This window comes from Escherichia sp. MOD1-EC7003, assembly GCF_002965065.1.
GTDB lineage: Bacteria > Pseudomonadota > Gammaproteobacteria > Enterobacterales > Enterobacteriaceae > Escherichia.
In genome coordinates this window covers 1-24,975 of record NZ_PTRE01000013.1, presented here as the reverse complement: position 1 = coordinate 24,975, position 24,975 = coordinate 1, and the positions used below count along the sequence as shown (strand labels likewise).

The window sequence follows — 24,975 nt, the reverse complement described above, 5'->3', positions numbered from 1 at the left end:
GTCAGCTGGCCCGCTTCAGATTATTGACATAGTGCGCTTTGTTCATGCCGGATGCGGCGTGAACGCCTTATCCGGCCTACAAAAACATGCAAATTCAATAGATTGCAGAGATTATGTAGGCCTGATAAGCGTAGCGCATCAGGCAATTTTGCGTTTGTAATCAGTCTCGAGCGGGTCAGTTTACTGGCCCGCTTTTTTTATGCGTTATTAATGCTGAAGTGCTTAATGCCAAATCATCAATGCAATCAGGCTGACCACCACCAGACCACACAATGCGCTGGTCAGAATAAACTGCCGACGCACCCGCTCACAGCGGCGAATGAACTCATCATCGTGATGATCGCGATAACGTTGGGCATAGATATACCAAACGAGACGCACCTGTTTGTTGGGTTGGCCATGTGAGGTAAAAAAGCCCCCTCCATCAACATATTGATAGAGCAATGGATCGCAGTTACGCAGTACCACTAACAACGCGCGTAGTGATGAGAAATAGCGCGCCATGTTAACAATGCAAACGACACATAAAGCCCAAAATAATGCGACGGTGCTTATCATACCTCCTCCCCGGCGACCTGCCCGCGGAGTTCCCCCCCGGGGCTACCGCTCCCGATACGCTGCCAATCAGTTAACACCAGGTCCTGGAGAAACCGCTTTTGTGGTGACCAACATCCGAGCGGCTCTATAGATAGTGTAGGAGATCAGGTTGTTTTTTTTCCAGAAGGTTAACCACTATCAATATATTCATGTCGAAAATTTGTTTATCTAACGGGTAAGCAAGGCAGATTGACGGATCATCCGGGTCGCTATAAGGTAAGGGTGGTCTTAACATTAAATCTTTACGGCTGGGTTAGCCCCGCGCACGTAGTTCGCAGGACGCGGGTGACGTAACGGCACAATAAACGCTAACTGGCCAGTCATCGATAACTTTATGGAAGGAGTAACACTATGGCTTATAAACACATTCTCATCGCGGTCGATCTCTCCCCGGAAAGCAAAGTTCTGGTCGAGAAAGCAGTCTCTATGGCTCGCCCTTATAATGCGAAAGTTTCTCTGATCCACGTAGATGTAAACTACTCTGACCTATACACCGGACTTATTGATGTGAATCTGGGTGATATGCAAAAACGCATCTCTGAAGAGACACATCATGCGCTGACCGAACTTTCCACCAATGCAGGCTACCCAATCACTGAAACCCTGAGCGGCAGTGGCGATCTGGGCCAGGTTCTGGTCGATGCAATCAAGAAATACGATATGGATCTGGTAGTTTGTGGTCACCACCAGGACTTCTGGAGCAAACTGATGTCTTCCGCACGTCAGCTGATCAACACTGTGCACGTTGATATGCTGATTGTTCCGCTGCGCGACGAAGAAGAATAATCTTTCCCTCCACGACGTGTTCCTGAACGCCCGCATATGCGGGCGCTTCGCTTTTTGGCGTGCCTTGTTCCCTGATGCAGCGTAAACGCCTTATCCGGCCTACGGTCTGCGTACGTAATCAAAATCCCCTGCCAATACAACATTTAACACCATCATATTTTCCATCATTAGTGTGATCAGCTGGTTATTTTCTGTTGTAATAGTGTATTAATCTATTCACCGCATCAATATTAAGAATCTCTGACAGATGTAAACTTTTTCGCGCGTTATCCCTTACGCGTTCATACTTTTCAGGATGGTATTGGAAGGTTGTTAAATATGAATACAACAACACCCATGGGGATGCTGCAGCAACCTCGCCCATTTTTCATGATCTTTTTTGTCGAGTTATGGGAGCGATTCGGCTACTACGGCGTGCAGGGCGTACTGGCGGTTTTCTTCGTTAAGCAGCTTGGATTCTCGCAAGAACAGGCTTTTGTCACTTTTGGTGCTTTTGCTGCGCTGGTCTATGGCCTCATTTCCATTGGCTAACCCAGCCAGCTTGCTTTCGAAGTGCTATCCACCGAAAGATCCGCGGCTTGATGGTGCCGTGGCTGAAACGAATGATTGCGACGGAACAATAAGTGCGATGCCTCAGCCAGCGTTCTGGCTGAAGCCGTATTTTACGGGTTTATTGCATCATCACCTGTCGCACAAACTCTTTTCTCAACTGCATACTGTACGGTTTACCAAAGAACTGTACTTCCGCTTCTGGGCGCTGTACATCTGGCTGAACCTGTTTATTCATCGGCGTGGAACCAAACGCATGGCTGAGTGCTTTCTGCGTATCTGCCTGAATCAACCAGTTCAGAAACACTCTTGATGCCGCCGGATGCGGGCTATTTGCCGCGATCGCTGCGATATTTCCCCCACCAGGCATACCAAACTGCGGGATATAAAACTTCAGACGCGGCGTAATCGCCCCGGTTTTTTGCAGCCCGGAGAGGTGATCTTCCCATGCTGGAGTCAGCATTAACTCCCCATCATTCAGCCGTGTAAGACTGTCTGCTCCCGATGCAGTACGGGTGATTTTGTCATTGTTTGCGCTGAACCATTGCCATCCCTGCCGCCAGTTTTTTACTACTGCGGGATCTACCGTTTCGGCTTCGCTATTAAAATCTCCGCTCTGACTGGTAACAATACGTTGAATAAATGCCTCTCCGGCACCGCCATTGTTCGGGTCGTTGTAACCAAACTTTTTCGGATTCGCATCGATAAAGAGTTGAAGCTCTTCAAAAGTTTGTGGCAACGGTCGGTCGCCCATTTGCTGCGGATCGTAAGCCAGTCCGGTCTGATTGCCCCAAAACGCAACGCCGTAGCCTTGGGTATCGATATTTTGCAGTTGATGGTATGCCTGCGCGTAACCAGGTAAGTCATCTACTTTCGTCAGTGACTTCGCCCCCATAATCATCGGTAACTGCGCAACCGATAGCGCGATAACATCAATCTTGCCTTTCGGCTTGCCTGATTCGGCCATGAGTTTATTCACATTGCCATCCAGACTACCTTCCGGAATACGTACTTTAATACCGTACTCTTTTTCAAACTCCTGCACGAAGCTGCGCCACTGTGGCTGTAGATACCAGACGTTGAAAGTCACGCTGCCTTCTTTTTTTGCCTGGGCAACCACGCTATCCCAGTCACTGGCATCAGCAGCCATAGCTACCGTACTTAAGAGAAGACTACTCACCAGACCAATCATAATTTTTTTCATATAAACCTCCTGTTAATGTCAGGCTTTCCCGGTGGACTGGGAGAGATAATTTCCTTTCAACAGTTTCTCAATGATGATCATCAGAATGACATTAGGGATAACCAGGATCATCGACACCACCGCTGCATCAGGGCGGACAAAGGAATAACCGAGGAAGGAATAGAGAATAGTGGGAACAGTAATAAAGTCTGGGGCCCCCAGCACATAAGCGATGCTGAACTCTTCCAGACTTTTCACCAGGCAGAAGATGAGTGCCGCAAGGAAGCTCGGCTTTAACATCGGCAGATAGGCGTTGCAGAATGTACCCCACGCCCCTGCCCCCAGATCGCGACTGGCATCGACCATATCCTGTGGAACAGATTTGAACCCCGCCGCCATAATGCGTATCGAATATGGCAGGGTTAACACTGTATGCCCCAACACAATGCCAAAGAAGGGATTGCTGATATCCAGACTCATCAGCATTGCGCTGAAAAAGATGCCAATAATCATCCCAGGCATCACCAGTGGAATTAATGTCAGCATTTCTGCGATGGCCTTACCGCGAAAATTCATTCGCCCAAAAGCATACGCGGTAGGCAAAGAGAGTAATAAACTTACCACAGCAACCGCGGGAGCAATGGTGTAGCTGTTAAATAACGCATCTGATAACGACGTTTTATCCCATACCAACAGCCAGCGGTTAAACGACAGAACTTGTGGGAAGAGATCCGGGTAACTCCACGGATGGTCAGGATCAACCAGTGACCAGAGGATCGCCATGCCAAACGGCAATCCAAGCCAGACAAAGTTTGCAATGAGAAAGAATATCAGCGAAATAGTGACCACCCGACGGCCATGAACAGTCTGGCTCATTTGATATCTCCTTTACGGGTGGCAAATGGGGTAATCAATGTGGCAATTAACAGTGTGCAGATCGCCGCCGTAACCATAATGATGACTGCAATAACCGCAGCGTTATTCCATTGCCGTAGCCTGCATCAGTCGCGCCAGCGAATAGGTATTACGCGGGCCGGCGATAGAGTAAAAGGCAAAATCGCCCAGCGCTCCAATAAACACCAGAATCAATGTCACCTGTACGGCAGGCAATGTCAGCGGCACCACAACCCCCGTAAAACGCTGCCAGCGACTGGCTCCCAGATTGCTTGCCGCATCCAGCACATCATCGCGGATTGCGTTTACAGCACCACCAACGAGAATCAGCGCGAAGGGTAAATTTTTCCAGATTTGCAAAATCACCACGCCCCAGCCAAAGTCATCGTTTTGCATCCGTAGCGGTTCATTAATTATCCCCAATGCCAGCAATAACTCATTGATAACACCGTGATAAGCAATGATGTTGACGAAAAGAAACGCGGCGACCAGACCTGGGATAAACATCGGCGCACGCAAGACAGCGATAATGGCTTCTTTACCCACCATTGGCTGCCGCAGCCATAACGCCAGCGGCCAGGCGAAGATAACCGAGCCAAACGCCCCCAGCAGTGAAACTTTGACTGAGTAAAACAGTGCACTGTGCAGTACATCGTCCTGCAACATCGTGCGCCAGTACTCCAGCGAAAACTGGCTATCACCTTCCAGATTAAACCAGCCGAAACTCTGGACAATCACGACATAAAAGGTTGATCCCATCAGGAGTAAAATGGTGCCCAACCCGCTCAACATCAGAAGCCAGGCTCGCAAATCGTTACGCCAGCTATTCATGATGCAGGCTCCAGGAAATGAATAGCGTCTTCTGCCAGACGGAAACAGGCACGTTCACCGGGTGCCACGGGCGGCTTTTTAATTAACTGCAAACGTACCGACAGCCCTGCGTCGTTATGCCCCCACGCCTCAGTGAGATTGCCCATGAATGCCATTTTGTCGATAGTCAACGTAAAGTGGTTATCATTGGTTTGTGGTTGGCAAACATACTGCGCATCTTCTGGTCGCCAGCAGATGAAACAGTGTTCAGCTCGCGGCGGTTGAGGTGAACGCACATAAAACGCGCCTAACCCACAATTTATCCGGTAATAACCCGGTTGTTCGGCTGGCGTGACATGGGCCGTATCGATATTGGCGGCACCAATAAAATCAGCCACAAAGCGATTCGCCGGAGAATAGTAGATCGCTTCCGGGGTGCCGATTTGTTCAACATTTCCCGCGTTCAACACCACGATTTTGTCCGACATCGCCAGCGCCTCAGCCTGATCGTGGGTGACATAAATCGAAGTGAGTTGATATTGTCGCTGCAACTCTTTCATCTCAAAACGCACGCTTTCACGTAACTTGGTATCAAGATTGGAGAGCGGCTCATCAAACAGGATCACATCCGGGCGGGTAATCATCGCACGCGCCAGCGCCACACGTTGTTGCTGACCACCAGAGAGTTGAGCTGGCATTTTCAGTCGTTGGCTTTCCAGGCCTACTTGTGCAAGTGCTTCCGTTAGCCGTGTTTGCTGCTCGTTGACAGACATTTTTTGCTGCTTCAGGCCGAAGCATATGTTATGCGCCACGTTGAGGTGCGGAAACAGAGCGTAAGACTGAAAGCACATTGCTGTATTGCGTTTCTCCGGCGGCAGGCTGTTTACCGATTTACCGCCGATCAATATCTGCCCGCTATCAGGTTGATGAAAACCGCCAATCATCTTCAACAACGTGGTTTTGCCGCAGCCGCTTGGCCCCAGCAACGTGACAAATTCTCCCTCCTCTGCACAAAAGGAGATCTCTTTCGCGGCGTAGTAATCACCAAACGCTTTGGTCACTTGTTCCAGTACAAGTTTTGACATTTCCCTGATTCCATCCCATGCGTGTATGCTTTTTAAATTTACACACTAAACATTAAATTTATGTGACATAGATCCTTAAAGTCGAAAATCTCAGCAAGTAAATATAAAAAGACAATATATTTAATAAGTTACATCCAATAAGATAAAAAGCGCTTCATAGTTTAAATTTATATAGTAAAGTTAATTGCAAACTACCTTTCATAAGGAATTGCAAGATGGCGTTTAATTTTCACCGGGCGGCAGAAGGTATCGTGCTCGCCAACAGTCACCGCGGATACTCAAGCTGTCGGCCAGAGAATACCTTTCCCGCCTTTGAGGCAGCACGAATGGCTGGCACTCACTGCATTGAAATTGATATCCATCTCACCGCCGATAACCACCTGGTGGTCACTCATGATCATCGTGTCGACAGGGTTTCCACCGGACAGGGATTTGTTGAGCAGTTAACGCTGGAACAGTTGTTGGCGTTTGATTTTGGTGTGAAATACCATCCCGATTTCGCTGATACACGCATTCCGCTGTTAGCGGATGTTTTGCGTTGGGCAGTGAAATATGACATGGGGTTAATCATTGAAGCCAAACAGCGTCGTCGTCATGACGCATTCGTCACTGCGTTTGTACAACTACTGCGTGAGCAACCACAGGCGCTTTCCCATATACAACTGTTGGGCTTTAACCATGTGCTTATAAATCGGGTGAAAGCTGAGATACCGGAACTGGCATTACAGGTTGTTACCCTCGAACGCTACAACGATCAGTTGTCTGCCGTTCAACATTCCCATGCCAGTTGCGTCTGTTTTGAATATGAATTTGCCCACGTTGACGACCTTCGCGCTTATAAAAACGCCGGTCTCGGTGTGCGCATGTATTTACATGAAGTCAAAAACGGTATGGACCCGTTGGCGCAATATCATCATAAATTCGGGTATGATAGTCGCCCGGAGATCCTGAGCTGGCTGCGTGAAGGTCTCATCGATATGATCAGTCATGATGATATTCCCTGGATGCAGGCACTGATTGCTGAAGCAGGACTGCGCTGGAATTAAACTTTAAGGACACCATGAATACCCGACATGAATGGCTGGAACTGCGTGGTTCACAACGCTTATTGCTGGACCTGATTCGTCGTCATGCCCCCGTGACACGGGCAGAACTGGCGCGGTTATCTAACCTGACTGCAGGCGCAATTACACAACAATGTCGGGAACTCATTTTCGCTGGATTGATCGTGGAAGGTGAGCGTAATACCGGGCAGCGTGGGCAACCTTCGCTGCCGCTCCGCCTTAATCCTGGCGGCGGTTGCGCCATAGGTTTGTCATTTAGCCCTGGTTTTATCGATATGACGGTAGTCGATCTCAGTGGGCGGCCACTGCTCACCATTACCGAACACCATCAAGAAAACCAACCACTGGATACGACACTACGACAAATCAAAACATTAGTTGAACAAACACTGAAAAAGCGTCAGTTGAAACATGCGCGTATTCTGGGGATTGGTTATGCCGTACCGGGCTTCCTTAAAGCCGATGGTCGTAAACGCCATAGCGTACCGTGGCTGGCAACCTGGCGTGAAATGGATCTACTACAGGCATTTGCCAACAATCTACCCTGGCCCACCTGGGTGGAAAATAACGCTAATGCTTCTGCCATTGGCGAGATGTATAGCGGTGAATGGAACGACTATAGTGACCTGACATTTATCGATCTGGGATATGGTATCGGCGCAGGTATTATTGCCGGACACAAACTGTTGCGTGGTGGGTTCTCGAATGCGGGAGAAGTGGGCATGGCGTTTCCGTCTGGCACGCCACGTCCATCATATAAAGATTTGCTGGCAACGCTGGAACACGCTGGCTTTGCAGAATCTGATCTACCTGAACTTATCAACTCTCACCATGAAGTGCTGGAAACATGGTTTACCCGCTGTTGCAGCCAGGTTGAACAGACCATTTTCGGATGTGTGCAGTGGGTTGATCCACAATTGATTGTGCTTGGTGGCATTATGCCAAAGCCCATTCTCAATCGACTGGTTGAAGAGATTACGCCAAAACTGCAAATCACACTTGATGCCAATCGCCCACATGTATCACTGGGCATCTCATCTCTGGGAGCGCACAGCGCATCTCATGGTGCGGCGATGATCCCTCTGTATCAGTTCATCAATGAAGAGTAGAACTACGCTGGGGTTCCGGCGCGAAACCGATATCAACCATAACATTGCCCGATGAACAGGACTTATCAGGCCGCTCAGATGAATTGTAATTTATTTCTCGCCGCATCCGGCATGCACAAAGCGAACTGGGTAGCAATAACACTACCCAGCTTCACTTTTACACCGGCGTACCTGCATAAATATCAAACCGATGCCCTTTGGTGACCACCGCGTTTGGCGTGGCGACATTCGCCAGCGGCGGCGCGTAGTCCGGGCGCTTTACCACCACACGTTTGGTCGCCAGCAAGCGTGCAGGCTCCAGCAACCCATCGGCGTCGAGATCCGGCCCCACCAGCGACTGAAACACGCGCATCTCTTTTTTCACTAGCGCACTTTTCTGCTTATGCGGGAACATCGGATCGAGATAGACCACCTGCGGGCGTGGGGTAATATCGGTCAGCGCCGTCAGGCTGGAGGCATGAATTAACTGCAAACGCTCCTGCAGCCAGCCGCCGATTTCCGCATCCGCATAACCACGCACCAGGCCATCGTCGAGCAATGCAGCAACCACTGGATTTCGCTCCAGCATCCGCACGCGGCAACCGACCGAGGCCAGCACAAAGGCATCGCGCCCCAGTCCTGCGGTAGCATCGACGACATCCGGCAAATAATCGCCTTTAATGCCTACCGCTTTCGCCACCGCCTCACCGCGACCACCGCCAAATTTGCGACGGTGCGCCATCGCCCCGCCAACAAAATCAACAAAGATGCCGCCAAGTTTTGGCTCATCACGCTTGCGCAGCTCCAGATGCGCCGACGTTAACACCAGCGCCATCAGGTTGTCTTCATCGTGCTCCAGCCCCCAACGGGCAGCAAGAACAGATAAGGCGCCGTCTCCGGCGCCTGTTTCATCAATTAAGCAGATTTTCACTGAATGATCAGCCCTTAATGCCGTAATGCTCCAGCATCGCATCCAGTTGCAGCTCACGACCACGGAAGCGTTTGAACAGATCCATCGGCTCTTCTGAACCACCACGGCTCAGAATGTTGTCGAGGAACGACTGTCCGGTTTCTCGGTTGAAAATGCCCTCTTCCTCAAAACGCGAGAAGGCATCTGCCGCCAACACATCGGCCCACAGGTAGCTGTAGTAACCTGCTGCATAACCACCGGCGAAAATATGGCTGAAGGCATGCGGGAAGCGGCCCCAGGACGGAGACGGTACCACGGCAACCAGTTTCTTGATTTCTGCCAGAGTTTCGAGGATTTTCGCCCCCTGATCCGGGCGAAACTCTGCATGGAGGCGGAAATCGAACAGACCGAACTCCAGCTGACGCAGAATAAACAGCGCCGCCTGGTAGTTCTTCGCCGCCAGCATTTTATCCAGCAACGCTTTCGGCAGCGGTTCGCCGGTTTCATAGTGACCGGAAATAAACGCCAGCGCTTCCGGCTCCCAGCACCAGTTTTCCATAAACTGACTCGGCAGTTCGACCGCATCCCACGGCACCCCGCTGATACCAGACACACCGGCAGTTTCAATGCGGGTCAGCATATGGTGCAGACCATGACCGAACTCGTGGAACAGGGTGATCACTTCGTCGTGAGTGAACAGCGCCGGTTTACCATTTACCGGACGGTTGAAGTTACAGGTCAGGTACGCGACCGGTTTTTGCAAAGCGCCGTCAGCTTTGCGCATCTGGCCTACGCAGTCATCCATCCACGCCCCGCCGCGTTTGTTTTCACGGGCGTACAGGTCAAGGTAGAAGCTGCCGCGCAGTTCGCTGTTTTCGTCATACAGTTCGAAGAAACGGACATCCGGATGCCAGACATCAACATCGTTACGCTCTTTGGCGGTGATGCCGTAAATACGTTTCACCACTTCAAACAGGCCGTTAACGGCTTTGTTTTCCGGGAAGTACGGGCGCAGCTGTTCGTCGCTGATGCTATAAAGATGCTGTTTCTGTTTTTCGCTGTAATACGCGATATCCCACGGCTGCAACTCATCGACGCCAAATTCGGCTTTGGCGAAGGCACGCAGTTGCGCCAGCTCTTTTTCGCCCTGCGGACGCGCACGTTTAGCCAGATCGGTTAAGAAATCAAGCACCTGCTGCGGGTTTTCTGCCATTTTAGTGGCAAGGGATTTAAAGGCGTAGTTTTCAAAGCCCAGCAGTTGCGCCAGTTCGTGACGCAGAGCGAGGATCTCTTCCATCACCTTGCTGTTGTCCCACTTACCGGCGTTCGGGCCTTGATCGGAGGCGCGCGTGCTATAAGCGCGATACATCTCTTCACGCAGAGCCTGGTTGTCGCAGTAGGTCATTACCGGCAGGTAGCTTGGGATATCCAGCGTCAGCAAATAACCTTCCAGCTCTTTCGCTTCAGCCTGGGCTTTTGCCGCAGCCAGCGCGCTTTCTGGCATCCCCGCCAGTTCCGCTTCGTCGGTAACGAGTTTGGTCCAGCCCATCGTCGCATCGAGAACGTTGTTGCTGTACTGGTTGCCCAGTTCAGAAAGACGGGTAGCAATTTCGCCGTAACGCTGCTGTTTCTCTTTCGGCAGACCGATGCCAGAGAGTTCGAAGTCGCGCAGTGCGTTATCAACCGCTTTTTTCTGCGCCGTGTTCAGCGTGGCATAATGATCGCCATCGCGCAGGTCGCGATACGCTTTATACAGCCCTTCATGTTGCCCTACCCAGGTGCTGTATTCCGACAGCAGAGGCAGGGTTTGTTCGTACGCTTCACGCAGTTCCGGGCTATTTTTCACCGAGTTCAGGTGGCTGACCGGGGAGAAGATACGCCCCAGCACATCGTCCACTTCTGCCAGCGGCTGGCAGAGATTTTCCCAGGTGTACGGTGCCCCTTGCGCTACTACGCGCTCCACATTTTCGCGGCAGTCGTTCAGCGCCTTAGTCACGGCAGGAACCACATGTTCCGGGAGAATTTTAGAAAACGGAGGCAATTCAAAGGGAGTCAGTAACGGATTCGTCATTAGCGCAGTCCTGGTTAAAGAGGTTAAGGAAGCGCTCAACAGGCGCTTTACATAATGTTTGTAGCATGGGGTTAAGTGTAGTGAATTTCAATGAGAAACGTTACGCTTTCGCGGCGGCGGCCTCTTTTCGGTATACTGTCCTGATACGCTTTTGTGCGCCCCAAATACGGGCCGATTTTTACTTACCGGAACACCTTTACCCATGCTCAGTTATCGCCACAGCTTTCACGCTGGCAACCACGCCGACGTCCTTAAACATACCGTTCAGAGCCTGATCATCGAGTCGCTGAAAGAGAAAGATAAACCGTTTCTCTATCTCGATACCCACGCAGGGGCCGGGCGTTATCAGTTAGGCAGCGAACATGCCGAGCGTACCGGCGAATATCTCGAAGGTATCGCCCGTATCTGGCAGCAGGACGATTTGCCCGCAGAACTGGAGCCGTACATCAATGTGGTAAAACACTTCAATCGTAGCGGTCAGTTGCGTTACTACCCCGGATCACCGTTGATTGCTCGCCAGCTACTGCGCGAGCAGGACAGTCTGCAAATGACCGAGCTGCACCCGAGCGATTACCCGTTGCTGCGTTCTGAATTTCAGAAAGACAGCCGTGCGCGCGTCGAAAAAGCTGACGGTTTCCAGCAGCTGAAGGCCAGGCTGCCGCCGGTTTCTCGCCGTGGTTTAATCCTTATCGACCCGCCGTATGAAATGAAAACCGACTATCAGGCGGTGGTCAGCGGCATTAACGAGGGATATAAACGTTTTGCCACGGGCGTCTACGCGCTGTGGTATCCAGTCGTGCTACGCCAACAAATCAAACGCATGATCCACGACCTGGAAGCGACTGGCATTCGCAAGATTATGCAAATTGAACTGGCGGTACTGCCAGACAGCGATCGCCGCGGCATGACCGCTTCCGGCATGATTGTGATTAACCCGCCGTGGAAACTGGAGCAGCAGATGAATAACGTGCTGCCGTGGTTGCACAGCAAACTGGTTCCGGCAGGCACCGGGCACGCCACCGTAAGCTGGATCGTGCCGGAATAATTACAGCCATTGCTGGCACCTATTACGTCTCGCGCTACAATCGCGGTAATCAACGATAAGGACAATATGTCATGACTAAACACTATGATTACATCGCCATCGGCGGCGGCAGCGGCGGTATCGCCTCTATCAACCGCGCGGCTATGTACGGCCAGAAATGCGCGCTGATTGAAGCCAAAGAGCTGGGCGGCACCTGCGTGAACGTTGGTTGCGTACCGAAAAAAGTAATGTGGCACGCGGCGCAGATCCGTGAAGCGATCCACATGTACGGCCCGGATTATGGTTTCGATACCACCATCAATAAGTTCAACTGGGAAACGTTGATCGCCAGCCGTACCGCCTATATCGACCGTATTCATACCTCCTATGAAAACGTGCTCGGTAAAAATAACGTTGATGTGATCAAGGGCTTTGCCCGCTTCGTTGATGCCAAAACGCTGGAGGTAAACGGCGAAACCATCACGGCCAATCATATTCTGATCGCCACCGGCGGTCGTCCGAGCCACCCGGATATTCCGGGCGTGGAATACGGCATTGATTCCGATGGTTTCTTTGCCCTGCCTGCTCTGCCAGAACGCGTAGCGGTTGTTGGCGCGGGTTACATCGCCGTAGAACTGGCGGGCGTGATTAACGGTCTCGGCGCGAAAACCCACCTGTTTGTGCGTAAACATGCGCCGCTGCGCAGCTTCGACCCGATGATCTCTGAAACGCTGGTTGAAGTGATGAATGCCGAAGGCCCGCAGTTGCACACCAACGCCATCCCGAAAGCGGTAGTGAAAAATGCCGATGGTAGCCTGACGCTGGAACTGGAAGATGGTCGCCGTGAAACGGTGGATTGCCTGATTTGGGCGATTGGTCGCGAGCCTGCCAATGACAACATCAACCTCGAAGCCGCTGGCGTTAAAACCAACGAAAAAGGCTATATCGTCGTCGATAAATATCAAAATACCAACGTTGAAGGTATCTACGCGGTAGGCGATAACACGGGTGCAGTGGAACTGACGCCGGTGGCAGTTGCCGCGGGTCGCCGTCTCTCTGAACGCCTGTTTAATAACAAGCCGGATGAGCATCTTGATTACAGCAACATTCCCACCGTGGTCTTCAGCCATCCACCGATTGGTACTGTTGGTTTAACGGAACCGCAGGCGCGCGAGCAGTTCGGCGACGATCAGGTGAAAGTGTATAAATCCTCTTTCACCGCCATGTATACCGCTGTCACCACTCACCGCCAGCCGTGCCGCATGAAGCTGGTGTGTGTGGGACCGGAAGAAAAGATTGTCGGTATTCACGGTATTGGTTTTGGTATGGACGAAATGTTGCAGGGCTTCGCGGTGGCGCTGAAGATGGGCGCAACCAAAAAAGACTTCGACAATACCGTCGCCATTCACCCGACGGCGGCAGAAGAGTTCGTTACCATGCGTTAAATGTTAAAGGGCAAAGAGTGGTGTGCTCTTTGCCCTTAATTACGTTTCCGCTATCAGTTTAGAAGCTGAAGCAGAAAGCGGATCAGTTTCAGCAGCACAATTAACACTCCAGGAATGATGATTGCTTTAACAATCCCCCGTTTTCTCCATGCGATGGAGTGAGAATAAGAGTTCAAAAAAATGTTATGAGACACTTCAATCCGAAAAGCGCCCTCCTTTATTTAAAGAGAACTCGGCCTGATGAAAAAATATAACCTATGGGGTCTACCAATTGGCAGAAGAATGCGCTTGTCAAAACATTACCTGAAGATAATATCTTAAGGTTGAACATTATCGCTTAATAACCATTGAATAAAAATATATTTTATGTACTTTTAAAACAAAGCACTAATCTTATGGGGAAGATACATACTCATGTCACGCCCCCCAATTAACTAAATTGCACTGAACAGAAGGGATATAAACATCAGACAGGTTTACGTTACTATCAGGCATATCGCCTCAGAATCAGATGAAAATTATAAAGAAATATCTATTATGGTTTTAATATTTGTTGATAAGGATAGTAACATGAACATGACAAAAGGTGCTCTCATCCTCAGCCTTTCATTTTTACTTGCTGCATGTAGTTCAATCCCACAAAATATCAAAGGCAATAACCAACCTGATATTCAAAAAAGTTTTGTTGCTGTTCATAACCAGCCAGGGTTATATGTTGGTCAACAAGCGCGCTTTGGCGGGAAGGTTATCAACGTTATCAATGGCAAAACAGATACGTTGTTAGAAATCGCTGTATTACCGTTGGATAGCTACGCGAAACCTGATATTGAAGCCAACTATCAGGGCCGACTGCTCGCCAGACAAAGCGGCTTCCTTGATCCAGTGAACTATCGTAATCACTTTGTCACCATCCTCGGCACCATTCAGGGTGAGCAACCCGGCTTTATCAATAAAGTCCCGTATAACTTCCTGGAAGTGAATATGCAGGGCATCCAGGTGTGGCATTTGAAAGAAGTGGTTAATACCACCTATAACCTGTGGGATTACGGCTATGGTGCATTCTGGCCTGAACCTGGCTGGGGCGCGCCTTACTACACCAATGCGGTGAGTCAGGTAACACCTGAGTTAGTCAAATAATGCCACCGAAAGATGCAGATGCTTTCTCAGCATCTGCATCATGTATGACATTCAATTAATACACAGCAAGTTAATTAATATTATTACAAGCCCTGTCCTGTTAATTACCTTTGGCAAACTGATTATAAAGTTTATGTCTGCACCAGGAGTCGGTTATGTTTCTTATAATTACCAGGGATACGATGTTCTTCACCGCGATGAAAAACATTCTGAGTAAAGGTAATGTCGTTCATATACAGAACGAAGAAGAGATCGACGTAATGTTGCATCATAATGCCTTCGTCATTATTGATACATTAATGAATAATATATTTCATACTAATCTGCTCACTCAAATTGAACGATTAAAACCGGTCCATGTGATTATTTTCTCCCCCTTTAATATTAAACGCTGCCTGGAGAAAGTATCGGTGATCTTTGTTCCGCGGACTATCACCATCATCGACTTTGTCGCACTCATCAATGGCAGCTACTGCTCTGTGCCTGAAGCGAATGTGTCACTTTCGCGCAAGCAACATCAGGTTCTGAGCTGCATTGCGAATCAAATGACAACGGAAGATATTCTGGAGAAACTGAAAATATCGCTAAAAACATTCTACTGCCATAAACACAATATCATGATGATCCTCAATCTTAAGCGGATCAACGAACTGGTACGCCATCAGCATATTGACTATCTGGTGTGAACGATTGATCAATATAAAGAGGCCCGGCGACAGCCAGACCTCCCGTTAATTATACGTTATGCAGCAACGCCTTCCGGTATCAGCGAAGTAATCTGCTTACGCCATTGCGCTTGCTCCTGTTCGCCTTCTGTACGTTGACCATAAAGTTGCGCTATCTGCGTACCATCATGGGCAAACAATTCCAGACTGGTCACATAACCGTCACTAGCAGGTTTACGGGTAACCCAGGTTTCAGCAATGCTCTCTTCTAACAAATGAAGGGTAAATGCCAGATTGAAAATATTCAGCCAGCCTTTCATTGGCACAACTTTTTCTACCACACCGGTAAAAATCTGTACGCAGCCACGGTTACCGACAAACACCATGATTTCATTGCCATCCTGCTGTGCAGATTCAAGAATTTGCGCCAACGCACTGTTGGATACTTTGCAGGCCAAATCGTCTGCCACCAGATTGAACGCCTGCTGACGAGTCAGGTTGTGGCGCTTGAGCAACGTAAAAAACTGATGAACGTCGGTCATCGCCCGCCACTCTTGCTCGACCACACTGGCATCGGCTTGCGTTTGAACAACTGGCGCATCAACGGCTTTTAACTCAAGCGGCGTATTTTCCTCGGCGATAAACCGTGCCAGAAGCTCACTCCATGCCGCCATATCGGTATTGTCGGTGGCATAAACTTTTAGTAATGCATCGCCCTGATGATCAAAGAACTGAATACTCTGACGTTCGCCGCGAGCCGTATTTTCTTTGATGTGGAAAACACTGGCCCACTCATTAAGAAACAGTCGCAAATCCAGCGCGCGCGGATTGAGGATCAATCCGGCATGTCCGTTCAAATGCTGGTTAGTGAACACACCAACTTGTTCATGGACTGCATATTCATTACGACAAATACATTTGGTCTCGCCAACGCGTTCAAGCGCCGCCAGAATTTCACGGATATCGCCGCGCATCCTCCACGCATCGTGCGTGACGCGCGCAAATGCCAGTTCTGCTTCGCTGATATTCATTAAACCTGCGATGTCACGCGCGTACTTTTCGGGATTTTGTTCTTTTAACTCAAGCCAGCGTGTGTAGTCGTTCATTGTCTCTCTTCCTTCCAGATAAATGCCCCGAAATATCAGGGCTGATGATTACCATTGATAACTCACGAAAATTTTTCCGTTACGACCGTCCTGTGGGATGCCTTGCGGCGACCAGTACTCTTTGTCGAAAGCGTTACCCAACACCAAAGTAGTAGTCATACCTTTGAGCGCCTGTTGTCCTTGATAACTGACGTAGAAATCATTCACGCCATAGCCCGCTTGTTTGCTGTAACTGCTGCTGATATGTGTTGAGCGATCGGCAAACGTACCGACCCACCCAACAGAGAAGCCGCTGTGAGCGATCGGAATATTCAGGGTGCTGGTAACGATATCCGGGTTAATACTGGAAATATATTCCCCGGTATCGGTGTCTTTGCCGCGGGTACGGTTATAGGCCACATCAAGGCTAAACAGATCAGTGGTATATTTCGTCATCACATCCCAGCCCCAGATTTTGGCGTTCGGGACGTTGTACGACATAGTTGTCGCCGCCGCAAAATCGACGGTTGTGGAGATGTAATCTTTCGCTTTGGTATCAAAGTAGCTGGCTTTAAATTCCAGGGAATCATTGGACAACATCAGGTCATCAAAACGCAGCCCAAAACCGTACTCCTGAGTTTCGTTGGTTTCCGGACGTAAGTTCGGGTTTGGCACCCAATAGTTGGTATAGAAGCGACCAATCGAGAAGTGCTTAGAATCGTTATACATTTCGCCCATCGTCGGGGCGCGGAATGCCTGGGCATACGAGCCAAATAACATCAGCCAGTTGGTCGGGTTAATAGTCATCCCCGCACGAGATGACCATTTGTCGGCATCAACATCTTTGTAACCGTCACTACTACCGTGATAGCTGTCATAGCGGGTTCCTCCGAGCAGAGTAATGGGCAGATCGCGTAAGGTGATCTCATCCTGTAGCCAGCCAGAGCTAAAATCGATTTTTGCTTGCGGGAATCCTGTCGTCGCACCGCCCGGATGCTGTTCCTGACGATAATACTCACCGCCATACGTCAGTAAGTGAGAAGCGAAACTGTCGGCAAACAGAGTGGAGCGGTTCTCCAGTTTGGCACCTTTTGTTGTCTGTTCACGATACTCGCCGGAACTCCCCGTGTTCTGCGCATTAATACGGATTTCCGACCAGTAAATTTTTGCATCAGCATGTAGCCAGTCGTTACCCTGCGGGGAAAGTTTATAAGAAAGCTGCGCATCGCGTTGAATTGTTGAACGATCAACCATCGGGTTGCTGCTATCAGAAGCATCAACGGTCTGCGGATTTTTTGGTTCACGCGCGTCGTTGTTGTAGTAACGCACTAAACCGCTCAGAGACTGGGCTGAATCAATTTGCCAGCTCCCTTTCGCCAGCATGTTATTAATGGACTCGTCATTCGGCGCGGTTTCACCATTGCTCTGGCGTAAATCACCCCGATCGCGACTGGACCAGGCCACAATACCATCCAGACTTTCAGTTCGCCCAAACGCACTGGCGCCTAATCCCAGGCTATGGTCCCCCGTGCCGCCAGTGCCAAAGACACGAAAACCACTGCTATGTCCTTCCTGCAATAAATCTTTTGCATCGACCGTATCGTAGGAGATCACTCCCCCCAGTGCACCACTGCCATACAGTAATGCAGAAGGTCCGCGAACAATCTCAACACGCTTGATCAGCGCCGGATCGAGAAAAGTACCATTCAAGTGTCCGGTATCCGTTCCCTGGCGAACACCATCGACAAGAACCAGCACGCCGCGATGATCATAGCCACGCATATTTACATCCTGACCGTTAGTTCGTCCGGTACCATCAAGAGTAATTCCAGGTACATGACGCAGCAGATCGGTGGCTGAAGTCGCCGTTTGATTTTCAGGAGCAGAAGTGTCGATGACGCTGACCATCATAGGCGCTTCGAAGGAACTACGGGCATTCCCTGTTGCCGTAACGGTCATGGTTTCAGTAGCAAAAGCAAACGTTGGCAAGGTGGCAGAAACAGCCAAAGCCAACAAACTCAAACGCAACGAGGTAAATTGCGGACGTGACATAGCGATTCTCCATGAGGAAAATAAAAAATGCTGGCTGCCTGGGTTAATACCGGGGTGGCTGGCGAAAAATAAATTTATTTACGATTCAGAGTGATAATATTCGCCGGGTGAGTTTATTGGCGTTTATCCCCGTCATACTTCAAGTTGCATGTGCGTTGGCTGCGTTCGTTCACCCGAATCACTTACTTATGTAAGCTCATCGGGATTCTCTCACTTGCCGCCTTCCTGCAACTCGAATTATTTAGGATATATATCCCATGAAATTGTCTGGTATCTCGGCAATTACGCAAAAGCACGCCCTCTTTGTCAGGCAAAACGATATGCCACATCTGGAGTGAAGAGCGCTGTGCATTATCTCTTGCAAATATTATGGTTATGGTTTTGCTATCAATATGGTTATGTTTTGTTAAACGTAAAGTGATAATGAGAATTATTATCGATTATTTTTTTATGATCAAGCTTTTTTTAACCGCTATTAACACAACAAACAGGGGGCTATGAAATCTATCCTGCGCCCAGGAAACCACCTTGTTTTTATGGTTATTCTCCACGACCTCAGAATCCCGAATCACTTACTTATGTAAGTGATTCGGGTGAACGAACGCAGCCAACGCACATGCAACTTGAAGTATGACGGGTATATACAGATTAGCTAATTGAAACGCCTTTCACCCCTGCCATACCTTTTAATAATCGCAACAGGTCTTCTATCGACGCCATAGCATGAAGCTGGATATCAATGGCGACCACTTCATGATCTTCATTTTCCTGCAACGAAACTAAATTAGTTTTTATTTTTTGCTGCTTAAACCAGTCGAGCATTGATACCGTATTACTATTCACTAATGTCAGCTGTAAATGGTAATTTTTGTTCATCAGACGGATGGTTAATTGATGGAAGACTTCCAGTACCAGCAAGGTCATCACTGAACCATAAATACCCAGTTCGTACATACCGCAGCCAATAACCATACCAATGGCGGCGGTCACCCAGATATCCGCGGCTGTCGTCAGACCCACAATATTTTGGTTACGAACGAGAATATTACCTGCACCGATAAAGCCGACGCCCGTCACTACCTGAGCGGCAATACGGCTGGGGTCCAGTCCGACGTGATCTAAAAACAGTACGTCAGCAAAACCATATTTCGAAACAATCATAAACAGGGCGCTTCCCATGCCAATTAATACATGTGTGCGTAACCCTGCTCCTTTGCCACGCATTTGCCTTTCCATGCCAATAGCGCCACAGGCAATTGCCGCAAGTATAAGTCGTATAATAAATTCTACTGTCATATAAAAATGCAAAAAGGAGCAGCAAGATGGCTCAACTTGCTACTCCTTTTTACTTGTACCTCATTAATTCGGCAAGTCATTAGATGCTTGATTTTTGAAGGTATACAAATTTTTCTGTGGATTTTTTTTGCAGTATTCGATCACTTTAGGAATTTGAGTGAGATCGGTTTCATTTAAAGTAACAGTATCGCCACCTTTATATACTGTTTCTTCATGCAGCATCCACCACGCAACCGGCGTCATTGCTTTTGGATTCAGATCAATAAATTCCTGGCAGGTCATATCTTTAGCGGATTCATTGGCTGCCAGCGCAGATTGCGCGTTTACCAATGACAACGCCGCTACAGCGCCCATGAAAATAAACGCTTTACGGAAAGATAGAATATTCATTTTGTAACCCATTTAATATAGATATTATATATGAACAGGAGGAATTGCTGCTTTTAAAGAAGCTATTCCGACCTGTTCAATATGCAAGGAAGTACGATGTAACGCATTCCCGGAATTACATATCTTTCTTAATTTTGTCCCATTCGCCTTTAACTTTATCTTTAAAGTTGGCTTGTTTATCCTGAGTACAAGCCTGAACGATAGCTGGGGTTACGGTTGCAACACCCTGAACATCTAAAACCGCATCTTCTGGTTTATCTTTATTGTTCAGCGCTTCAGCAAAACCAACTGCAGTTGGCTGGAAGGATTCGTCCACAGCCAGGAAATCTTCACAGGTCCAGGAGTTGACCGGTTTTTTGTTATCAGCTGCTTTTTGCGCATCCGCTGCATTGCTCACAACGGGCAGAAGAAGCAGACCACCAAGAATAGCACCTAATACTTTTTTCATCGTAATATCCTCAACTATAAAATGAAAGAGCCGTCACGAATCAATTTCGACACTGAGGTTATAACCTGGTTTTTTGGGTATGTCATGTTGATGGAAAATATCAAAATCAGATATTTTTATTTCAATACAACGAGTTACAGATGCATCAGATACTGTAATTAGGAAATTTTTATTAAATCGACTGCATTCTTAGACGCGTTTTTGGCATAGATTGATAGCAGGGGATTTTCTTCTTAATTTTATAGGGTGGTTCTATGTTATATATAGATAAGGCAACAATTTTGAAGTTTGATCTGGAGATGCTCAAAAAGCATCGCAGAGCAATCCAGTTTATTGCCGTGCTGTTGTTTATCGTCGGGTTGCTGTGTATCAGCTTCCCGTTCGTTTCTGGCGATATTTTAAGCACGGTAGTGGGTGCATTATTAATCTGCTCGGGTATTGCGCTTATTGTTGGATTATTCAGCAACCGCAGTCATAATTTCTGGCCTGTATTATCCGGTTTCCTCGTCGCGGTCGCCTATTTATTGATCGGCTATTTCTTCATCCGCGCACCAGAGCTGGGCATTTTTGCCATTGCGGCATTTATTGCCGGTTTGTTCTGTGTTGCTGGGGTTATTCGCCTGATGAGTTGGTATCGCCAGCGTTCAATGAAAGGCAGCTGGTTACAGCTCGTTATTGGTGTGCTGGATATCGTCATTGCCTGGATATTCCTTGGTGCAACGCCGATGGTGTCTGTAACACTGGTTTCCACACTGGTAGGAATTGAACTGATATTTAGCGCCGCCAGCCTGTTCAGCTTCGCCAGTTTGTTCGTTAAACAGCAATAATTATCCCGGTTGTCATCTGGATCATAGTCACTTAATGTGACTATGATCCCGTTAATACTCTCTCCACTACACAGCATTTTAGAGCAATAGCACACGATCATTGAAGTAATCACCTACTGATGATTATTTCAACCTACTGAATTTCATCTAATTTTTTTCATTGCATGCCAAATTAGCCATTTCAAACATTATCATGGCTGATATTTTCCGTGGTCAGGTTTAATGTTTTAAAAGTGCTGTGACAAAGAGCTCCGTAAGCGTTGATGCCATGGGCAGATAAGTAATCCGGGTTCATTTTTTTTTGCAACTGGCGTTGATTATATTGCATAAATATCCTTGTCTCCAGACGCTATATAAAAACCTGAAGGCATGAATGAGTTATTTACTCAGGTAAATTCAATGCGTTAAAAGAAAGCTGGCAATCCAATTGCCAGCTTAAGTCGAAACAAGGAGACTCGATATTTAAATCGGATTACATTTTAACTTTAGTCATATTCTTCAGGGATCACAAACTGGTTATTGATAACTTATTCTTGGGCAGTAATCCGCAAGCGTTAACTTGTTGTTTGTTGTTTACAGATTGATAACAACCAGGAATTTTACTTAGGATCAATATATGGAGTGCGTGATGGATAATTCTGAAGTATTGATTAGTGTTAATAGACGTATTAGTTCACGAAGGGCAAAGTTCTTATAGGCGTTTACTATATTGAACAGCGATTCAGACAGGGATGTAAATAATGAAAAGGATGACATGTTCGAAACGATAACGGCTAAGGAGCAAGTTATGATTTTTCTCATGACGAAAGATTCTTTTCTTTTACAGGGCTTTTGGCAATTGAAAGATAATCACGAAATGATAAAAATCAATTCCCTGTCAGAGATCAAAAAGGTAGGCAATAAACGCTTCAAGGTTATTATTGATACCTATCATAATCATATCCTTGATGAAGAAGCGATTAAATTTCTGGAGAAACTAGATGCCGAAAGAATTATTGTTTTGGCACCTTATCATATCAGTAAACTAAAAGCTAAAGCGCCTATTTATTTTGTCAGCCGCAAAGAAAGCATCAAAAATCTTCTTGAGATCACTTATGGTAAACACTTGCCCCATAAGAATTCACAATTATGTTTTTCACATAATCAGTTCAAAATTATGCAACTGATTCTGAAAAACAAAAACGAAAGCAATATCACGTCAACGCTCAATATTTCGCAACAAACATTAAAAATTCAGAAATTCAACATTATGTACAAGCTGAAACTAAGACGTATGAGCGACATCGTAACCCTGGGTATCACATCTTACTTTTAGTCAGGACATAAGAAACTGAAATTGATGGCTGGCATGACGAGGGATGCAGATGCTGATTTCATTACCCCCGGTGATTACTGAAGGAGAGACGAAAACGACTTTATTCCCCTGGTATGTGTATCCACCAGTAGAACCTTTCGTTGCCCGAATGCTGGCAGGAACTGTTGGCAGAACGGCAACATTTTTTTTGTCGTTGACCTCACCATGTCGATCACTGTGCCTGTATCCCACCTTACTGGCTGATAACTCTACTATGCCGCAGGTCTGTAAATCCCTCATACCTCTCCTCGCGCACAATTTAAAGAACCTTTATTTTTCAAGAAGTTTCAGGGAATAAAATGAACAGAAGAAGAAAGCTATTAATACCGTTGTTATTCTGCGGCGCGATGCTCACCGCCTGCGATGACAAATCGGTGGAAAACGCCGCCGCCATGACGCCTGAGGTCGGTGTCGTCACGCTCTCCCCCAGTTCGGTCAATGTGCTGAGCGAACTGCCCGGTAGAACCGTTCCTTATGAAGTTGCCGAGATACGCCCACAGGTGAGCGGTATAATCATTAAACGCAACTTTATCGAAGGCGATAAAGTGAACCAGGGCGATTCGCTGTATCAGATTGATCCTGCGCCTTTACAGGCAGAGCTGAACTCTGCCAAAGGTACGCTGGCGAAAGCGCTCTCTACCGCCAGCAATGCCCGCATCACCTTTAACCGCCAGGCATCGTTACTGAAGACCAACTACGTTAGCCGTCAGGATTACGACACCGCGCGCACCCAGCTGAATGAAGCAGAAGCCAATGTCACCGTCGCCAAAGCGGCTGTTGAACAGGCGACGATCAATCTGCAATACGCGAATGTCACCTCGCCGATTACGGGCGTCAGCGGAAAATCGTCGGTGACCGTCGGCGCTCTCGTTACCGCTAATCAGGCAGATTCGCTGGTTACCGTACAACGTCTGGACCCCATTTATGTCGATCTCACACAGTCGGTGCAGGATTTTTTGCGCATGAAAAAAGAGGTTGCCAGTGGGCAAATCAAACAAATTCAGGGCAGTACGCCAGTACAACTGAATCTGGAAAATGGTCAACGTTACAGCCAGACCGGCACGCTGAAATTCACCGACCCGACGGTGGATGAAACCACGGGGTCCGTGACGTTACGGGCGATTTTCCCTAACCCAAATGGTGACTTGCTGCCTGGCATGTACGTCACGGCATTAGTGGATGAAGGGAGCCGCCAGAATGTATTACTGGTGCCGCAGGAAGGCGTCACCCACAACGCCCAGGGTAAAGCAACGGCGCTCATTCTGGATAAAGACGATATCGTGCAGCTACGCGAAATTGAAGCCAGCAAAGCCATCGGCGACCAGTGGGTTGTCACCTCTGGCTTGCAGGCTGGCGATCGGGTGATCGTTTCCGGTTTGCAACGCATTCGTCCGGGTATCAAAGCACGTGCAATTTCCTCCAGCCAGGAAAACGCCAGCACCGAATCGAAACAATAACGTTGCAGGCTTAAGGGGACTTTCATGGCTAACTATTTTATTGATCGCCCGGTTTTTGCCTGGGTACTTGCCATTATTATGATGCTTGCAGGCGGTCTGGCGATCATCAACTTACCGGTTGCACAGTATCCGCAGATTGCGCCACCGACCATTACCGTCAGCGCTACCTATCCGGGTGCCGATGCGCAAACGGTAGAAGACTCGGTAACTCAGGTGATTGAGCAAAATATGAATGGGCTTGATGGCCTGATGTACATGTCTTCAACCAGCGATGCGGCGGGTCATGCCTCTATCACTCTGACCTTCGAGACTGGGACATCGCCTGATATCGCACAGGTTCAGGTGCAAAATAAACTGCAACTCGCTATGCCTTCATTACCTGAAGCGGTGCAGCAGCAGGGGATTAGCGTCGATAAGTCGAGCAGTAATATCCTGATGGTAGCGGCGTTTATTTCTGATAACGGCAGCCTCAACCAGTACGATATCGCGGACTATGTAGCGTCTAATATCAAAGACCCGCTAAGCCGTACCTCGGGCGTTGGTAGCGTACAGCTCTTTGGTTCCGAGTACGCCATGCGTATCTGGCTGGACCCGCAAAAACTCAATAAATACAATCTGGTGCCTTCCGATGTTATTTCCCAAATTAAGGTGCAAAACAATCAGATTTCTGGTGGTCAACTGGGTGGCATGCCACAGTGTCAGCGCCAATGATATAAGACAGTAATTCACCATTTGGATTGTCCGCTCCACCCAACATG

25 protein-coding genes and 3 pseudogenes are annotated in these 24,975 nt (G+C 48.3%); 12 read left to right on the top strand and 16 right to left on the bottom strand.

Going from position 1 to position 24,975, the window contains the following annotated elements:
• Positions 1-222: 222 nt before the first annotated feature.
• Positions 223-558, bottom strand: coding sequence for a universal stress protein UspB (gene uspB, locus A7090_RS01825; RefSeq protein ID WP_000626187.1), 336 nt, complete (start codon positions 556-558; stop codon positions 223-225).
• A gap of 390 nt (positions 559-948) precedes the next feature.
• On the opposite strand from uspB, the gene uspA reads away from it, so the two are divergent.
• The gene (uspA, locus tag A7090_RS01820) at positions 949-1,383 is read left to right on the top strand and encodes a universal stress protein UspA (RefSeq protein ID WP_000323571.1); all 435 of its coding nucleotides are present in this window, start codon (positions 949-951) and stop codon (positions 1,381-1,383) included.
• A 99-nt stretch (positions 1,384-1,482) separates the two neighbouring features.
• On the opposite strand, the gene A7090_RS26405 is transcribed toward uspA, so the two are convergent.
• Positions 1,483-1,536 (bottom strand): hypothetical protein, encoded by a 54-nt coding sequence (locus A7090_RS26405; protein WP_240246168.1) that lies wholly within the window; start codon positions 1,534-1,536, stop codon positions 1,483-1,485.
• A 165-nt stretch (positions 1,537-1,701) separates the two neighbouring features.
• Between A7090_RS26405 and tppB the strand changes: the two are divergent.
• Positions 1,702-1,972: pseudogene (gene tppB, locus A7090_RS01810) on the top strand (dipeptide/tripeptide permease); the annotation flags it as partial.
• Between the two features lie 81 nt (positions 1,973-2,053).
• Here tppB and A7090_RS01805 read toward each other — a convergent pair.
• The 4 genes and pseudogenes from A7090_RS01805 to A7090_RS01790 form a co-directional block, all read right to left on the bottom strand.
• Positions 2,054-3,136: an extracellular solute-binding protein gene (locus A7090_RS01805; protein ID WP_105272792.1), complete on the bottom strand. Its 1,083-nt coding sequence runs from the start codon at positions 3,134-3,136 to the stop codon at positions 2,054-2,056.
• A gap of 18 nt (positions 3,137-3,154) precedes the next feature.
• Positions 3,155-3,991 (bottom strand): ABC transporter permease, encoded by an 837-nt coding sequence (locus A7090_RS01800; protein ID WP_105272791.1) that lies wholly within the window; start codon positions 3,989-3,991, stop codon positions 3,155-3,157.
• A pseudogene (locus A7090_RS01795) lies at positions 3,988-4,840 on the bottom strand (ABC transporter permease). Before A7090_RS01795 ends, A7090_RS01800 begins: the two are co-directional and overlap by 4 nt.
• Complete coding sequence (locus A7090_RS01790) at positions 4,837-5,904, bottom strand: ABC transporter ATP-binding protein (protein WP_105272790.1); 1,068 nt, start codon at positions 5,902-5,904, stop codon at positions 4,837-4,839. Before A7090_RS01790 ends, A7090_RS01795 begins: the two are co-directional and overlap by 4 nt.
• A 215-nt stretch (positions 5,905-6,119) precedes the next feature.
• Here A7090_RS01790 and A7090_RS01785 point away from each other — a divergent pair, with 215 nt between their 5' ends.
• Positions 6,120-6,950, top strand: coding sequence for a glycerophosphodiester phosphodiesterase (locus A7090_RS01785; protein WP_105272789.1), 831 nt, complete (start codon positions 6,120-6,122; stop codon positions 6,948-6,950).
• A 14-nt stretch (positions 6,951-6,964) separates the two neighbouring features.
• The gene (locus A7090_RS01780; RefSeq protein WP_105272788.1) at positions 6,965-8,077 is read left to right on the top strand and encodes an ROK family transcriptional regulator; all 1,113 of its coding nucleotides are present in this window, start codon (positions 6,965-6,967) and stop codon (positions 8,075-8,077) included.
• Positions 8,078-8,234: 157 nt separating this feature from the next.
• Here the strand turns inward: A7090_RS01780 and rsmJ are convergent, their stop codons facing one another.
• Entirely contained in the window at positions 8,235-8,987 is a 753-nt protein-coding gene (gene rsmJ, locus A7090_RS01775; protein WP_105272787.1) for a 16S rRNA (guanine(1516)-N(2))-methyltransferase RsmJ, read from the bottom strand.
• 7 nt (positions 8,988-8,994) lie between these two features.
• Positions 8,995-11,037, bottom strand: a complete 2,043-nt coding sequence (prlC, locus tag A7090_RS01770) for an oligopeptidase A (protein ID WP_105272786.1) — start codon at positions 11,035-11,037, stop codon at positions 8,995-8,997.
• Positions 11,038-11,239: 202 nt separating this feature from the next.
• Here prlC and rlmJ point away from each other — a divergent pair, with 202 nt between their 5' ends.
• Together rlmJ and gorA are read left to right on the top strand one after the other, a co-directional pair.
• Entirely contained in the window at positions 11,240-12,082 is an 843-nt protein-coding gene (rlmJ, locus tag A7090_RS01765; protein WP_105272785.1) for a 23S rRNA (adenine(2030)-N(6))-methyltransferase, read from the top strand.
• A gap of 71 nt (positions 12,083-12,153) precedes the next feature.
• Complete coding sequence (gorA, locus tag A7090_RS01760) at positions 12,154-13,506, top strand: glutathione-disulfide reductase (RefSeq protein WP_105272784.1); 1,353 nt, start codon at positions 12,154-12,156, stop codon at positions 13,504-13,506.
• A 53-nt stretch (positions 13,507-13,559) separates the two neighbouring features.
• Here gorA and dinQ read toward each other — a convergent pair whose 3' ends face one another.
• The gene (gene dinQ, locus A7090_RS27215; RefSeq protein ID WP_446718719.1) at positions 13,560-13,700 is read right to left on the bottom strand and encodes a damage-inducible type I toxin DinQ; all 141 of its coding nucleotides are present in this window, start codon (positions 13,698-13,700) and stop codon (positions 13,560-13,562) included.
• 376 nt (positions 13,701-14,076) lie between these two features.
• On the opposite strand from dinQ, the gene slp reads away from it, so the two are divergent.
• Positions 14,077-14,643 carry an outer membrane lipoprotein Slp gene (gene slp / locus A7090_RS01750; protein WP_105272783.1) on the top strand — a complete coding sequence of 189 codons (567 nt, stop codon included), beginning with the start codon at positions 14,077-14,079 and terminating at the stop codon, positions 14,641-14,643.
• Between the two features lie 155 nt (positions 14,644-14,798).
• Positions 14,799-15,329: a helix-turn-helix transcriptional regulator gene (locus A7090_RS01740; protein WP_105272781.1), complete on the top strand. Its 531-nt coding sequence runs from the start codon at positions 14,799-14,801 to the stop codon at positions 15,327-15,329.
• A gap of 56 nt (positions 15,330-15,385) precedes the next feature.
• On the opposite strand, the gene chuS is transcribed toward A7090_RS01740, so the two are convergent.
• The 5 genes from chuS to hdeA all read right to left on the bottom strand — a co-directional run bounded on the left by chuS (position 15,386) and on the right by hdeA (position 20,579).
• Positions 15,386-16,414, bottom strand: a complete 1,029-nt coding sequence (gene chuS / locus A7090_RS01735) for a hematinate-forming heme oxygenase ChuS (protein ID WP_105272780.1) — start codon at positions 16,412-16,414, stop codon at positions 15,386-15,388.
• Between the two features lie 48 nt (positions 16,415-16,462).
• Positions 16,463-18,445 (bottom strand): TonB-dependent heme/hemoglobin receptor ChuA/ShuA, encoded by a 1,983-nt coding sequence (gene chuA / locus A7090_RS01730; protein WP_105272779.1) that lies wholly within the window; start codon positions 18,443-18,445, stop codon positions 16,463-16,465.
• Between the two features lie 648 nt (positions 18,446-19,093).
• Entirely contained in the window at positions 19,094-19,741 is a 648-nt protein-coding gene (locus A7090_RS01720) for an MgtC/SapB family protein (protein ID WP_105272832.1), read from the bottom strand.
• Between the two features lie 63 nt (positions 19,742-19,804).
• The gene (gene hdeB / locus A7090_RS01715; protein WP_105272831.1) at positions 19,805-20,131 is read right to left on the bottom strand and encodes an acid-activated periplasmic chaperone HdeB; all 327 of its coding nucleotides are present in this window, start codon (positions 20,129-20,131) and stop codon (positions 19,805-19,807) included.
• A gap of 115 nt (positions 20,132-20,246) precedes the next feature.
• Entirely contained in the window at positions 20,247-20,579 is a 333-nt protein-coding gene (gene hdeA, locus A7090_RS01710) for an acid-activated periplasmic chaperone HdeA (protein WP_105272778.1), read from the bottom strand.
• 254 nt (positions 20,580-20,833) lie between these two features.
• Between hdeA and hdeD the strand changes: the two genes are divergently transcribed.
• Complete coding sequence (gene hdeD / locus A7090_RS01705) at positions 20,834-21,406, top strand: acid-resistance protein HdeD (protein ID WP_000965672.1); 573 nt, start codon at positions 20,834-20,836, stop codon at positions 21,404-21,406.
• A 181-nt stretch (positions 21,407-21,587) separates the two neighbouring features.
• Here the strand turns inward: hdeD and A7090_RS25935 are convergent, their stop codons facing one another.
• Positions 21,588-21,734 (bottom strand): hypothetical protein, encoded by a 147-nt coding sequence (locus A7090_RS25935; protein ID WP_157941436.1) that lies wholly within the window; start codon positions 21,732-21,734, stop codon positions 21,588-21,590.
• Positions 21,735-22,193: 459 nt separating this feature from the next.
• Here A7090_RS25935 and gadE point away from each other — a divergent pair, with 459 nt between their 5' ends.
• Positions 22,194-22,721, top strand: coding sequence for an acid resistance transcriptional activator GadE (gene gadE / locus A7090_RS01700; RefSeq protein WP_105272777.1), 528 nt, complete (start codon positions 22,194-22,196; stop codon positions 22,719-22,721).
• Here gadE and A7090_RS01695 read toward each other — a convergent pair whose 3' ends face one another.
• Complete coding sequence (locus A7090_RS01695) at positions 22,722-23,000, bottom strand: hypothetical protein (RefSeq protein WP_105272776.1); 279 nt, start codon at positions 22,998-23,000, stop codon at positions 22,722-22,724.
• Between the two features lie 107 nt (positions 23,001-23,107).
• Between A7090_RS01695 and mdtE the strand changes: the two genes are divergently transcribed.
• Positions 23,108-24,217, top strand: a complete 1,110-nt coding sequence (gene mdtE / locus A7090_RS01690) for a multidrug transporter subunit MdtE (protein WP_342365286.1) — start codon at positions 23,108-23,110, stop codon at positions 24,215-24,217.
• Between the two features lie 24 nt (positions 24,218-24,241).
• A pseudogene (locus A7090_RS01685) lies at positions 24,242-24,925 on the top strand (efflux RND transporter permease subunit); the annotation flags it as partial.
• Between the last annotated feature and the right edge of the window lie 50 nt (positions 24,926-24,975).

Bases quoted from the DNA above. Each gene is read 5' to 3' on its own strand.
- gorA (WP_105272784.1), top strand. From the start codon at position 12,154: ATGACTAAACACTATGATTACATCGCCATCGGCGGCGGCAGCGGCGGT.
- A7090_RS01790 (WP_105272790.1), bottom strand. From the start codon at position 5,904: ATGTCAAAACTTGTACTGGAACAAGTGACCAAAGCGTTTGGTGATTAC.
- chuA (WP_105272779.1), bottom strand. From the start codon at position 18,445: ATGTCACGTCCGCAATTTACCTCGTTGCGTTTGAGTTTGTTGGCTTTG.
- rlmJ (WP_105272785.1), top strand. From the start codon at position 11,240: ATGCTCAGTTATCGCCACAGCTTTCACGCTGGCAACCACGCCGACGTC.
- slp (WP_105272783.1), top strand. From the start codon at position 14,077: ATGAACATGACAAAAGGTGCTCTCATCCTCAGCCTTTCATTTTTACTT.
- A7090_RS01800 (WP_105272791.1), bottom strand. From the start codon at position 3,991: ATGAGCCAGACTGTTCATGGCCGTCGGGTGGTCACTATTTCGCTGATA.
- uspA (WP_000323571.1), top strand. From the start codon at position 949: ATGGCTTATAAACACATTCTCATCGCGGTCGATCTCTCCCCGGAAAGC.
- mdtE (WP_342365286.1), top strand. From the start codon at position 23,108: ATGCTCACCGCCTGCGATGACAAATCGGTGGAAAACGCCGCCGCCATG.
- uspB (WP_000626187.1), bottom strand. From the start codon at position 558: ATGATAAGCACCGTCGCATTATTTTGGGCTTTATGTGTCGTTTGCATT.
- gadE (WP_105272777.1), top strand. From the start codon at position 22,194: ATGATTTTTCTCATGACGAAAGATTCTTTTCTTTTACAGGGCTTTTGG.
- hdeD (WP_000965672.1), top strand. From the start codon at position 20,834: ATGTTATATATAGATAAGGCAACAATTTTGAAGTTTGATCTGGAGATG.
- hdeA (WP_105272778.1), bottom strand. From the start codon at position 20,579: ATGAAAAAAGTATTAGGTGCTATTCTTGGTGGTCTGCTTCTTCTGCCC.
- prlC (WP_105272786.1), bottom strand. From the start codon at position 11,037: ATGACGAATCCGTTACTGACTCCCTTTGAATTGCCTCCGTTTTCTAAA.
- A7090_RS01740 (WP_105272781.1), top strand. From the start codon at position 14,799: ATGTTTCTTATAATTACCAGGGATACGATGTTCTTCACCGCGATGAAA.
- A7090_RS01780 (WP_105272788.1), top strand. From the start codon at position 6,965: ATGAATACCCGACATGAATGGCTGGAACTGCGTGGTTCACAACGCTTA.
- hdeB (WP_105272831.1), bottom strand. From the start codon at position 20,131: ATGAATATTCTATCTTTCCGTAAAGCGTTTATTTTCATGGGCGCTGTA.
- A7090_RS25935 (WP_157941436.1), bottom strand. From the start codon at position 21,734: ATGCAATATAATCAACGCCAGTTGCAAAAAAAAATGAACCCGGATTAC.
- A7090_RS01785 (WP_105272789.1), top strand. From the start codon at position 6,120: ATGGCGTTTAATTTTCACCGGGCGGCAGAAGGTATCGTGCTCGCCAAC.
- A7090_RS01695 (WP_105272776.1), bottom strand. From the start codon at position 23,000: ATGAGGGATTTACAGACCTGCGGCATAGTAGAGTTATCAGCCAGTAAG.
- A7090_RS01720 (WP_105272832.1), bottom strand. From the start codon at position 19,741: ATGACAGTAGAATTTATTATACGACTTATACTTGCGGCAATTGCCTGT.
- A7090_RS01805 (WP_105272792.1), bottom strand. From the start codon at position 3,136: ATGAAAAAAATTATGATTGGTCTGGTGAGTAGTCTTCTCTTAAGTACG.
- chuS (WP_105272780.1), bottom strand. From the start codon at position 16,414: ATGAACGACTACACACGCTGGCTTGAGTTAAAAGAACAAAATCCCGAA.